Source organism: Bacillus sp. GMs2/2 (assembly GCF_050172095.1).
In the GTDB taxonomy this organism is placed as follows: Bacteria; Bacillota; Bacilli; order Bacillales; family Bacillaceae_G; genus Bacillus_A; species Bacillus_A cereus.
Genome location: NZ_JBNLYE010000012.1, coordinates 35,057 through 47,188, shown reverse-complemented (window position 1 = coordinate 47,188; position 12,132 = coordinate 35,057). Strand labels below are relative to the sequence as shown.

The following is a 12,132-nucleotide window of genomic DNA, read 5'->3' as shown; positions in this document are numbered from 1 at the left end:
GTCACTAATCTATTACATTAATAATCTCCTAAAAATCATATTCCCCTCATTTTCTTCAAATGATATGATGAACAAGGGTATATCCCCACCACTCTTATAGCGGTGGGGATTTTAATGTCAATATGCAACATACTACACAATAGAAGGTGATTTTTATGAGAAAATACGCAGCAATTGCTTTATGTACGTCTGCCATTCTAGCAGGCTGTAATACTAACAATGTAAGTCCAGAACCTAAAAAAGAGAAAACGGCTCAAGGGATTAAGAAACAAGAAGAGACTGTGCAAGAACAAGGTAAAATCTCATATAATTCAGTTACACACGAATCTACAAACACAAGTATTCATATTACAGACATAAAAGATTCTTTAAATGAAGTACAATATAAAATTTGGCGCACAGCTGATGGCAAGGAAAGTTCTAAATCTTTTTCTTCTAAAGAAAAAGAGAAACAATTCACACTTCTTTTTGATATAAAGGAATTTGAAGGAAAACGCGGTGAGTTCCAAATTGAAGCAACAGGACTGAAAGAAGATGGGAAAACAATCCCGCTTACGAAATCTACTATTACTTTCGAACAAAAGGTTCCTGTTCTTATGTATCACGCAATTGATGATTATCATGGTCAAGGCATTAAAGACTTATTCGTATCACCAGCTAACTTTGAAGCACAAATGAAACATTTAAAGGACAATGGTTATACGCTTTTAACGTTTGAACGCTGGGGCGATATAAATAAAGTAAATAAACCGATTTTCGTTACATTTGATGACGGTATGAAAAATAATATGAATGCATTTCGCATTTTACAAAAGCTAAAAGATGATACTTTTAAACCGGCAGCAACAGAATATATGATTGTTGATAACGTTGATGTAGAAGGAGCATTGTCTACTTCTGAAATAAAAGAAATGGTTGATTCCGGCATTTTCTCGGTGCAATCTCATACTGCAACACATGCAGACTTACCGAAAATTACAAACTATGAGGAAGAGTTAAAAGGTTCAAAAGAAAAGCTAGAAAAAATAACAGGTAAGCCTGTTATCGCGATTGCTTATCCATTCGGTCATGTAGATGATAAGGTTGTTACAGAAACGAAGAAGTATTATCAATTTGCGTCGACGACAAAGCCTGGGCAATTCATTACGAAGGGTGAACCTGATGAATTGTTAAAGATGAAGCGCGTTCGTATACACCATACAACGACTGTAGAGCAGTTTGCTTCTTCAATTAAGTAAATATAAGGGCTCAATACATTTTGAGCTCTCTTTTTACTTTATATTTATATATATTTTTAGAATTTTCTTGTATTATATATAGTAAGAAATCTTTCAAATTAAAGGAGATTATACATATGTCATTTGAACAAACGTTAGAGAAATATGCTGCTCTTGCAGTTAATGTTGGTGTTAATATTCAACCTGGACAAACTTTATCAATTAGTGCACCTCTTGAAGCTGTACAATTTGTACGCCTCGTTACAGAAAAAGCATATAAATCTGGTGCAAAACACGTATATGTAGATTGGAATGATGAGACGTTAACACGCTTAAAATTCGATCTAGCTCCTGAAGAAGCTTTCGCTGAATTTCCATCTTGGAAAGCACATGCTCGTGAAGAATTAGCAAAAGAAGGCGCTGCATTTATGTCTATCTATGCAGAAAACCCTGATTTATTAAAAGGTGTAGAAGCATCGCGTATTGCAACAGCTCATAAAGTAGCTGGAGAAGCGATGAAAGTATACCGTGATTACGTACAAGCCGATAAAGTAAGTTGGTGTGTCATTTCTGTTCCTACGAAAGAATGGGCTGCGAAAGTATTCCCTGACGTAGCGCCAGAAGAACAAGAAGCAAAGTTATGGGATGCTATTTTCAAAGCTACTCGTGCTGATTTAGAAAATCCTGTAGAAGCATGGAAAGAACATGATGAAACATTACATACAAAAGTGGATTACTTAAACGAAAAGCATTATAAAGCTCTTCACTATACAGGTCCTGGAACAGATTTAACAATCGAACTTCCAGAAAAACATGTATGGGCTGGTGCTGGTAGCTTAAATGAAAAGAACGTACCATTTATGGCTAATATTCCAACTGAAGAAGTATTTACAATGCCACTTAAAACAGGTGTAAACGGCCAAGTTTCTAGTACAAAACCGTTAGTATTTGCAGGTAATATTATCGATAATTTCACGTTAACATTTGAAAACGGGCGTATCGTAGACTATAAAGCTGAAGCTGGTGAAGAAGCTTTAAAACATTTAGTAGAAACAGATGAAGGTTCTCACTTCTTAGGAGAAGTAGCTTTAGTGCCTCATGACTCACCAATTTCAAACACAAATGTTTTATTCTACAATACACTATTTGACGAAAATGCATCTTGCCACCTTGCAATCGGAAATGCTTATGCATTTAACTTAGTTGGCGGAAAAACAATGTCTAAAGAAGAACTTGCTGAAAACGGCGCAAACGCTAGTATCACACACAACGACTTCATGATTGGATCAGCTGAGCTTGATATTGACGGTATTACTGCTGATGGCAGACATGAGCCTATCTTCCGTAAAGGTAACTGGGCGTTTTAAATTTATTACCATAAAGAAACACATTGGATAATCCAATGTGTTTCTTTATTTATTTGGTTTCAATTCAAATTTTATCGTTCTATTTTCATGCGTAAACTCCGGTCTATACGTAGCGATATACGTATTTTCTTTCGCTACGTCAAATAGCATGATATCTTGAATTTTTTCATCTGGTGCTAACTTTTTACTAATAAAGCTATCAGGGTTATTATATTCTTTAAATCTTGTACCTTTCTTATCGGTAATCTCAAATTCATAAAATGCAAAAGGTATTTCCTTTTTACTATTATTTTCTACTTTGAAAATAATCCCCAAAATCTCCTCTTTCTTTTTATTCTCACCATAATCCGGATATCCTAATTTAACTGAATCGATAGTTACTTGCAAACCATCTACGTCTACTGTCTCCCCTATTTTATACACTTTATCTTGAACATCTTCTTGTTTACTTTCATTACTATCTTTAGTCTCAGTGCAAGCACTTAAACTAAAAGCTATGCCAAAAATTAAAACAATTTGACTTACCTTTTTTAACATACTCTTTCCTCCACATAAGACAATATTTCATATGTATCATAACAAAACGCTTTACTCTTTCTTGTCATATTTTGTCGTATTAATTGCTAACTGCACAAATAGAAAAAAGCTATCTTCTACAAAAGATAGCTTTCATGATGCCGATGAAACCTTAAGCCCAATGACACCCAAAACAATAAAAAGAATACAAAATGCTTGAAATAAACTAATATGCTCTTTAAAAAAGTAAACACTAATGATTGTAATAAGTAATGTTCCAACGCCAGACCAAATAGCATAAGCAATGCTTAAATGAATCTTTTTAACGACGATAGCAAATACGCTAAAACAAATACCATAGAATACGAAAATTAGTACACTCGGAACGAGCTTTGTTAAACCATTTGATAGTTTCATCGCAATTGTTCCAGCTACTTCAAAAATAATTGTAACAAGTAATAATAGCCAATATACCATACTAAAATCTCCTTCTCTGTTACCTTATAGAGATTCTAGTATACTACTTATAGTCCCAATGAAATATATTTAATTTCTAAATATTCCTCGATGCCGAAATGGCCTCCTTCACGACCGATACCACTTTCTTTAAATCCACCAAATGGTGCTTGTGCAACTGATGGAAGACCGTCGTTTAGACCGATAATACCGTACTCTAACGCTTCACTAATTTGGAATGCTTGGCTAATGTCTTTCGTGAAAATATACGCAGCTAAACCGTATGGTGTATTATTTGCACGTTCGATTACTTCATCAACTGTTTTAAATTTCGCAACTGGTGCCACTGGCCCAAATGTTTCTTCATTCATACAAAGCATCGTATCATTTGCCAATCCAATTACAGTCGGTTGAATGAAATGTCCCTCTAACTCTGCGACCTTTTGACCACCATATAAAACTGTTCCACCTTTTTGAATAGCATCTTCAATATGTTCTTGTACTTTTGAAACTGCATTCTCATCAATAAGTGGTCCGACAGTCGTTCCGTCACCGAAACCGTCTCCTACTTTCAACTGCCCTACTGCCTTTTGGAACTTCTCTACAAATACTTCGTATACTTCTTCTTGAACGAATACTCGGTTTGTACATATACACGTTTGTCCTGCGTTACGGAATTTCGAACCAATCACCGCTTCTACCGCTTTATCTAAATCTGCATCATTCATTACGATAAACGGAGCGTGACCACCTAACTCAAGTGAAACTTTTTTCATCGTTTGCGCAGCACTAGCCATTAACTCTTTCCCGATTTCCGTTGACCCTGTAAAGGACACTTTTCGAACACGACTATCTTCCATCCACGTATCAGCAATTGCTTTTGCACTACCTGTTACGATATTGATTACGCCCTTTGGAATATCTGCTTCATGAGCTAATTCAGCTAATTTCAATGCAGTTAATGGCGTTTGACTCGCCGGTTTCACAACGGCTGTACAGCCTGCTGCAAGCGCTGGGGCTACCTTTCTCGTAATCATCGCTGCCGGGAAGTTCCAAGGTGTAATAGCTGCCATAACGCCAACTGGTTGCTTCATAACTAAAATGCGCTTATTCGGATGAGAAGCAGGAATCATTTCACCATATACACGTTTCCCCTCTTCTGCATACCATTCAACAAAACTATTTGCATAATTTACTTCACCAAGCGCTTCTGCAAACGGCTTTCCTTGTTCCTTCGTCATAATCGCTGCGATCTCTTCTTTATTTTTATCAATAAGCATGAACCACTTTTTTAACTTCGTGGCACGATCTGCTGCCGTTAACTTAGACCACGTTTTAAAAGCTTCATGTGCAGCATCAACAGCTTGCTTTGCCTCTGTTACTTCGCCTTTTGGTACAGTTGCAAATATTTCCTTCGTCGCAGGATTATTTACTTCAATTTGTTCTTGTAGTGTAATCCACTCACCATTTATATACATCGCCTTTTTATCTATACTTACAAAAGTCGCCTTTTTATCCAATGTTTTCTTCCTCCTCTATGAACTTCTTAATTTTCCTAGTAGCAGCAGATTGACTAATTTGCAAAAACTCAGCTACTTTATAACTTGATCCATACGTTTTATACGCTTTAAGAATAATATTTCTCTCTACCTCTTCCAGCATTTTATAAAGGCTTTGCCCCGATTGTTCAACTGCAGCCTCTTGCATAGAGAGTGGCAAATCCTCTACCGTTACAACATCATCGACAGTAATAACAATTCTCTCAATTACATTCTCTATTTCTCTATTGTTTCCTTCCCACGGATATCCAACAAACATTTGTAACGTACTCGGCGCTAGTTTCACATCACGTCCGTACTTTTTATTAAATTGCTGCAAGTAATGATAAATAAGCGGCAAAATATCTTCTGTTCTTTCCCTAAGCGGGGGAATTGCAATTGGAATGACATTCAAACGATAGTATAAATCTTTCCGAAATGTTCCTTGTTTCACCATCTCGCTTAAATCTCTATTTGTTGCCGCCACAATTCGGACATCCACTTTTTTTAATTCTCTTCCGCCTATAGGGCGAAATGTTTTTTCTTGCAATACTTGCAAAAGCTTCGCTTGAATTTCAAGCGGCATTTCACCGATTTCATCTAAAAAAAGAGTTCCTTTATGCGCGGATTCTAATAGTCCCTTTTTCCCTTCACGATTCGCACCTGTAAAAGATCCACCTGAATATCCAAAAAGCTCTGATTCAATTAAATTAGTTGGCAATGCCGCACAATTAATTTCATAGAAACTTTCATTCTTACGGTGACTCACTTCATGTAAATGGCGTACTAATCGACTTTTCCCAACTCCAGTCTCGCCTAAAACGAGAACAGTACTATCCACTACAGATACTTTTTTGATTGTATCGACTATTTTTTGCATAGCTAGACTTTTAAAAATAAGTCCTTCATGCTCATATGTTTCTCTTAATTCTTTTTTATATGTTTTTAGCTGATTATCCATTTCCTCTACCTTTTGACGTAATTGATAGAGTTCAGTAAGGTCCCGAGAATAACTAATCACTCTTCTTAAATTTCCCTCATCATCAAAAACAGGCCTTGTACGAACGTGTAAATACTCTCCTGATTTTGTAGTTTGAACGAGTTCAATTGGCCTCTTTTTTTCAATCACTTCTAATGTCGCTGATGGATAAAAGATTCCATCCTTTTGTAGTTCTTTTACATGCTTACCAACTAACTCTTCGGCAGCTAGTTGGTAGTGCCTTTCACATGTACTATTTACACGCACAACGATCCCTTGCTCATCTGTAACAAAAATTTCGTCAAACGCATATTCAAATACATCTTTTAAATCCATTAACACTCGTTCCTTTTCTGCAACCATCCTAGCCACCCCTAACTTCAAATCCATCGATCCACTTCACTACCTTTATTATAAAGTGAATTTTCTGCATTTAATATAGAGTCAGCTAGAATGTTTGCTATTTATACTTCAGTTTTTAAACGCGAGCGATGTTTGTTTGTTCATAACAAGCTTGCAACGATTCTTCAATTATTGTTAATCCTTCTTCAAGTTGCTCATCTGTAATAACTAAAGGCATTAACACACGGATAACATTTCCATATGTTCCTGCTGATAATAACAGTAACCCACGCTTATTTGCTTCTGTACATAGATTAGCTGTTAACGCTTTGTCAGGTGCTTTCGTCTTACGATCTTGAACGACCTCAAATGCACACATTGCTCCTAACCCACGCACATCACCGATGCAATGATATTTATTTTTCATCTCTTCGAATCGGTTCATTACGACTTTTCCTAATTCTATCGCTCTATCATTTAATTTCTCATTTTCTATTACATCGAGAACAGCTAATGCAGCCGCACATCCTAATGGACTTCCTGCATACGTTCCACCAAGTTCACCTGGTGCAGACTCATTCATAATTTCTTTACGTCCAATGACACCACTTATCGGTACACCAGCACCTAATGATTTAGACACTGTAATTAAATCTGGAACGACATCATAGTGATCAATTGCAAAATATTTTCCTGTACGACTAAAGCCTGTTTGTATTTCATCCGCTACAAATAAGATGCCGTTCTCTGAACAAATGCGGCGTACTTCTTGAACAAATTTCTTACTTGGGACGATAAATCCACCTTCCCCTTGAACAGGTTCCATTACAACAGCTGCAATTGTTTCTGGTGCTACTTCCGATATGAAGAAGTTCGTAAACTCTTCAATAATAAAATCATCATACTGCTCTTCCGTTAATCCCTCTGGGCGACGGTATTCGTATGGAAATGGCGCTTTATATACTTCTGGAGCAAAGGGACCAAACCCAAATTTATATGGCTTCACTTTACTTGTCATCGTCATTGTCATTAATGTACGCCCGTGGAAACCTTTAGAAAATGCGATAATACCAGGTCTCTTCGTATATTTACGAGCGATCTTCACCGCGTTCTCAACTGCTTCTGCACCACTATTTAAAAAGAGGACTTGCTTATCGAAACTTCCCGGTGCCAATGCCGCAAGCTTTTCCGCTAATTCAATATATGGCTCATACATCATGACATTAAATCCAGTATGAATGTATTGATCGACTTGTTTATGGAGCGCTTCTTTAACCGTTGGATGACAATGCCCTACGTTAATTGTCCCAATTGCTCCTGCAAAATCAATGTACTGATTACCATCAACATCTGTTACAAGAGCACCATTTGCAGATTGTACAAACGTTGGGATGCCGTTACTTACTCCTTTTGGTACTATATTTTGACGGCGTTCTAATAAAGATGCCGCTTTCGGTCCTGGAATTTGTTCATTTATTTTAGCAAATTTTTTTGTGTTCATTGCGTACCCCATCCTTTTCTTTACATTGTTTTCTCTTTTTATTGCAAAATGTATGCCAACTTTCTTTTCTAGCATTTATCCTATATTCTTTGTATCCAGGCATAAAAAATAAGTCTATAAAGACTCATTAAGAGTCTTTATAGACTTATTTTCCTTACACATTAGACTTTTCTTTCTCCCAGAAAAACTCACCCGATTGAGAAATAAACTCTTCAACAGAATCTAACACTAAATCAGCAAGTGGTTCTAATGTTGGACGGTCTCCCGTACCAGATAGCACCCCAATTGCATAGCAATCGCCATTTTGGGCTAAATGTAAATCAGTTGGCGTATCTCCAACAACCGCAACCTCACATGATGCTAAATTAAATTTTTCACAAAACACTTCTATAATCTTTTTATCTGGTTTTTGCGCAGGGAATGTATCCGAGGCTATAATATAATCAAAAAAGTTCTCCAACTTATATTGTTTTAAAAATAATTCTGTTGGTGCAAAATCATCCGCCGTGACAACCCCTAATATAAATCCTTTATCTTTTAATGCCTGTAACACTTTCGGTAAATCTGCTGTCATTTTCATATGCGAACGATGCTCATACATAAGGGAAAATAACTTCTCACTTACCCACTGATGCATCTCTTCTTCTCTAGCAGACTCAATATAATTACAAAGCCCCTTCGCTACATCAAGGCTTGTTCCAGCAGCTATTGCACTCCTTGGATTAACAAATGCCCCCTCTACACCAATCTCTTCTAATAAGGTCTGCCGCATTGTACTTGGTAAATGATATAAACTTATACATTCAGCTACAAGTTCTTCAGCTACTTTTATCCATATTGAATGAAAATCCATTAATGTCCCATCTTTATCAAATAATATTGCTTTTACCTTCTCCATAGCACCGATACGATAAACTTAACTAAATCTATACAATTCAATCAAATTCACACAAGTTAGTGCTTCATCGTGTTCTCGCAGCCCCAAAGGGACGAGGGGTATAACACTCCACACGAGGCAGTATCGTTACCTCCTATTATCAAGCTTTTATTTTACCCATCTTGATAAATTTATCGAAGCATTTAAATCTCTATCGTGATGGCTATTACATGAAGCACAACGCCACTCACGTATTTTTAAACTCCACTGTCCTTCTGGTTGAACTGAATGGTCGTATTTCATGCCGCAACATGAACAAATCTTGCTTGAGGCGAACCATTTATCAGCTTTTACATACGCAATGCCATACTTCTCGCACTTGTATGACAAACATTGAAAGAAGAAGTTTAATTTTTGAAATGAAAATGCTTTCGATAGTTTTTTGTTTTTTAACAGGTTTGAAATAGATAAGTCTTCCACAACAATTCTCATTGGTTTGGTTTTCACCAATTTAGCTGTTGCTTGATGGATATGGTTATTTCGGATATTCGTAATTTTCCTAGATAACCGCAGGTGCTCAGCTTTCGCTTTTTCATATCCGGCAGATTGAATTTTTACACCTTTTTTAAATCTCCTAGACATATCTCTTTGTGCTGACTTTTTCCTTTTCAAAAGTTTTTTAACCTTAGCATCTTTGTTTATATTTCGTTCTTTCGTACCATTAGAAGCTACAAACAGCTCTTTTAAACCAACATCCACACCAATCGACTCATTGGTTAGTTCTTGTGATTCAAAGTCTTCTTGGAACCCTACACTAATCCACCAGTGACGACCATCAAAGGTAACTCTTGGATTGGATGGCTTTTTGTTTCTTGGTAGTTGTTGGCTTGTTTTCACTTCTCCAATAGACTGAATATCAACTACTTTCTTTCCTATAATCAGTCTTTCATAATTGGCATAAAACCCTTGAATTAAATCTTTTTTGGATTTATAAGAAGTGTGATAACCATTTTTGTACTTTTTGAACGAATGTTTTCGCGCCTTGTCAAAATCTTTTGAAGCCTGTTTAGGAACTTGTGCGTTGATGTCATGTAACCACTCATATCTCTTTCGCTTCTTGATCTTTGTAAATCGTTTCTGTAAAGCTAACTGTGAAACAGATTTTCCAAATAGCTTATAATATCTATCACTTATTCTTTTACAATAGTTATAAGCAAATCTTGCAGCACCAGCATGGTTTCTAAGCACTTTTTCTTGTTCAGGCGTTGGAATCAGTCTAACTTTCTTCGCCAATATCATCAGAATGTAACTCCTTTAATGAAAGATTTGTTCTTCTGAATCGTAGCGTGTTCCACCAGCATTCTCCTGAGACCACTCGGATGCAAACCTGTTAATTCCGATACTTGACTAACTCGTGAAAATTTCATTATTATTCTCACCTCATCGAACCAAACATAGCACGTACGTTCGATAAAATCAATAAAGTTTGATAGATTCAATAAAATTTATCTTGTTCAACTAAGGGCGCAATTCCTTAGCCAGTTCTCTTATGAACTTCTCATGTTTTCACATGAGCGCAGACTATATGTTTATCTCTTTAGAGATAGAGGATTTTTCCACCACCATAGGCTTGTGATGTACTCTCGTCAGTTATACGAGATAGTCGTTGAACGTTCATCCTATCACTTTTGACTTAGATGATTCGAGGCGGAAGACCCATTGTTCTAGTGTTTAGGATTTAACCTTGCACCATCTGATTGATTTTTTCTGCTTTCGCAACATTCACGCTCGCTATTTCTAGCCACGTTGTAGTTCAATCAGCTTTAGGGATTGCCCGCAGTTAACCCTCACTACTAGCCAATCACTTGACTAGCAGGGCTTACTGATATATTTAATTAACATTGGTTATAATCGGTTAAATAAATCGTAACAGTTAGTTACCCTACCTCTCATTTCTTATCTCTTCCAGTGTATCAATAAAGTATGGATGTAAAATAAAAGAATTGTAAAAATACCATAAAAATCAAACTAACTCCCAATTTACAATTCATTTTAACAAAGTAAAAAGGATGCCTTTACAGGGCATCCTCTTGATGTTCAGGAACAAATAGTTCTAAACAATGATATATATTTTCGAATTCCATCGGTGCATCTCCACCATACTCACCATCTAAATTAATCATTAGTTTATCTGGTGAATGTACTTTAATTCGGTTCGCTTGTGTATATAACACTTTTGGATTATTAATATGTTCACCACGTTGTGCTTGTGTTGCTGCTTTAATTAAATCAGCGATAGAACCTTTTTTCAGTACTAATAGGTCAAATAACCCATCGTTAATAGATGCATACGGTGCTACCTTTTCAAATCCACCTACTGAACGAGTATTCGTAATTAAAAACATCGTAATTTCTTCTTGTAGTAACTTTCCATCATACTCAATTTCAACATATGTCGGATGCAATGATGGTAACATCTCGATACCTTTTAGGTAATAAGCAAGTTGTCCTAATACTGTCTTTAACTTACTCGGTACTTCGTATGTTAATTCTGTAATACGACCGCCACCAGCGATGTTAATAAAATATGTATCGTTCGCTCTACCGAGGTCTAATGGCACTGTTTTTCCTTCGCAAATAATATCTGCTGCCTCTTCAATAGAACGAGGTACACCAATTGCACGTGCAAAGTCATTTGTCGTTCCAACTGGAATAATTCCAAATTTCGGACGGAATTCATGCCCAACTAAACCGTTTACTACTTCATTTAATGTACCGTCGCCACCAGCCGCAATAACAACATCAAACTTACGATCCGCAGCTTGCCTCGCCGCCACAGTAGCGTCTCCAGGACCCGTTGTCGCATGACAAGATGTCTCATAGCCAGCTTGTTCTAATTTTTGTAATACTTCTGGTAAGCTCTTCTTAAATAGCTCACGCCCAGAAGTAGGATTATAAATAATTCTTGCTCGCTTCATCATTTATTAGCACAGGAAATTTCTTTATGTATCGAAAAAGAACATACTGAACTTCTATTCAGTATTCCCATGCCTACCTCCTCTCATCTTGCTATCCTTCTTTTATCCCGCTCAAACAGGCAGTAAGAACCCGATTCGTGTAGTCCATCAAAAGTAAATATTCATTTCAATGGTTTTTTTATTTGACTCCAAAATTTATCCCGCTATTTGCGGGCAGTAAATGCCCGATTGGTGAGGGCTAATAATCAATGGTGGATGAACCTCCTACTGATTAAAGTTTCACTTTATTTCTATCCATTCTTCCATAAAAATTTACATATAACGAATAATAACTATCTATTATTTCATGAGATGAAAAAAA

Annotated in this window: 11 protein-coding genes; 2 read left to right on the top strand and 9 right to left on the bottom strand. The window is 36.5% G+C overall.

All coding sequences use genetic code 11. The features are described 5' to 3' along the window. Positions 1-155: 155 nt before the first annotated feature. A complete protein-coding gene (locus ACQGS6_RS03970; RefSeq protein ID WP_426964888.1) occupies positions 156-1,238 on the top strand; it encodes a polysaccharide deacetylase family protein in 1,083 nt (360 codons plus the stop codon). A 116-nt stretch (positions 1,239-1,354) separates the two neighbouring features. After that, complete coding sequence (locus ACQGS6_RS03965) at positions 1,355-2,584, top strand: aminopeptidase (protein WP_000007349.1); 1,230 nt, start codon at positions 1,355-1,357, stop codon at positions 2,582-2,584. 45 nt (positions 2,585-2,629) lie between these two features. On the opposite strand, the gene ACQGS6_RS03960 is transcribed toward ACQGS6_RS03965, so the two are convergent. The 9 genes from ACQGS6_RS03960 to ACQGS6_RS03920 form a co-directional block, all read right to left on the bottom strand. Then, on the bottom strand, positions 2,630-3,121 hold the full coding sequence (locus ACQGS6_RS03960; protein ID WP_074625188.1) for a DUF4352 domain-containing protein: 492 nt from the start codon (positions 3,119-3,121) through the stop codon (positions 2,630-2,632). Between the two features lie 132 nt (positions 3,122-3,253). Beyond that, a complete protein-coding gene (locus ACQGS6_RS03955; protein ID WP_000263262.1) occupies positions 3,254-3,577 on the bottom strand; it encodes a DMT family transporter in 324 nt (107 codons plus the stop codon). A gap of 47 nt (positions 3,578-3,624) precedes the next feature. Further along, on the bottom strand, positions 3,625-5,076 hold the full coding sequence (gene gabD / locus ACQGS6_RS03950) for an NADP-dependent succinate-semialdehyde dehydrogenase (protein ID WP_000358121.1): 1,452 nt from the start codon (positions 5,074-5,076) through the stop codon (positions 3,625-3,627). Beyond that, positions 5,069-6,436: a sigma-54 interaction domain-containing protein gene (locus ACQGS6_RS03945; protein WP_000225144.1), complete on the bottom strand. Its 1,368-nt coding sequence runs from the start codon at positions 6,434-6,436 to the stop codon at positions 5,069-5,071. The genes gabD and ACQGS6_RS03945 overlap by 8 nt, the downstream gene beginning before the upstream one ends. Before the next feature lie 115 nt (positions 6,437-6,551). Next, the gene (gabT, locus tag ACQGS6_RS03940) at positions 6,552-7,916 is read right to left on the bottom strand and encodes a 4-aminobutyrate--2-oxoglutarate transaminase (RefSeq protein WP_001092997.1); all 1,365 of its coding nucleotides are present in this window, start codon (positions 7,914-7,916) and stop codon (positions 6,552-6,554) included. 154 nt (positions 7,917-8,070) lie between these two features. Then, positions 8,071-8,814 carry an HAD family hydrolase gene (locus ACQGS6_RS03935; protein ID WP_000416670.1) on the bottom strand — a complete coding sequence of 248 codons (744 nt, stop codon included), beginning with the start codon at positions 8,812-8,814 and terminating at the stop codon, positions 8,071-8,073. 147 nt (positions 8,815-8,961) lie between these two features. Further along, positions 8,962-10,092, bottom strand: a complete 1,131-nt coding sequence (locus ACQGS6_RS03930; protein ID WP_000599308.1) for an RNA-guided endonuclease InsQ/TnpB family protein — start codon at positions 10,090-10,092, stop codon at positions 8,962-8,964. Next, complete coding sequence (locus ACQGS6_RS03925; RefSeq protein WP_000672782.1) at positions 10,092-10,220, bottom strand: hypothetical protein; 129 nt, start codon at positions 10,218-10,220, stop codon at positions 10,092-10,094. The genes ACQGS6_RS03930 and ACQGS6_RS03925 overlap by 1 nt, the downstream gene beginning before the upstream one ends. Before the next feature lie 648 nt (positions 10,221-10,868). Continuing rightward, on the bottom strand, positions 10,869-11,774 hold the full coding sequence (locus ACQGS6_RS03920; RefSeq protein ID WP_000977679.1) for a diacylglycerol kinase: 906 nt from the start codon (positions 11,772-11,774) through the stop codon (positions 10,869-10,871). Positions 11,775-12,132 lie beyond the last annotated feature (358 nt).

Excerpts from the sequence above, each read along its gene's own strand:
- ACQGS6_RS03955 (WP_000263262.1), bottom strand. The coding sequence starts at position 3,577 with ATGGTATATTGGCTATTATTACTTGTTACAATTATTTTTGAAGTAGCT.
- ACQGS6_RS03930 (WP_000599308.1), bottom strand. The coding sequence starts at position 10,092 with ATGATATTGGCGAAGAAAGTTAGACTGATTCCAACGCCTGAACAAGAA.
- ACQGS6_RS03920 (WP_000977679.1), bottom strand. The coding sequence starts at position 11,774 with ATGATGAAGCGAGCAAGAATTATTTATAATCCTACTTCTGGGCGTGAG.
- ACQGS6_RS03935 (WP_000416670.1), bottom strand. The coding sequence starts at position 8,814 with ATGGAGAAGGTAAAAGCAATATTATTTGATAAAGATGGGACATTAATG.
- ACQGS6_RS03965 (WP_000007349.1), top strand. The coding sequence starts at position 1,355 with ATGTCATTTGAACAAACGTTAGAGAAATATGCTGCTCTTGCAGTTAAT.
- gabT (WP_001092997.1), bottom strand. The coding sequence starts at position 7,916 with ATGAACACAAAAAAATTTGCTAAAATAAATGAACAAATTCCAGGACCG.
- ACQGS6_RS03925 (WP_000672782.1), bottom strand. The coding sequence starts at position 10,220 with ATGAAATTTTCACGAGTTAGTCAAGTATCGGAATTAACAGGTTTGCAT.
- ACQGS6_RS03970 (WP_426964888.1), top strand. The coding sequence starts at position 156 with ATGAGAAAATACGCAGCAATTGCTTTATGTACGTCTGCCATTCTAGCA.
- ACQGS6_RS03945 (WP_000225144.1), bottom strand. The coding sequence starts at position 6,436 with ATGGTTGCAGAAAAGGAACGAGTGTTAATGGATTTAAAAGATGTATTT.
- ACQGS6_RS03960 (WP_074625188.1), bottom strand. The coding sequence starts at position 3,121 with ATGTTAAAAAAGGTAAGTCAAATTGTTTTAATTTTTGGCATAGCTTTT.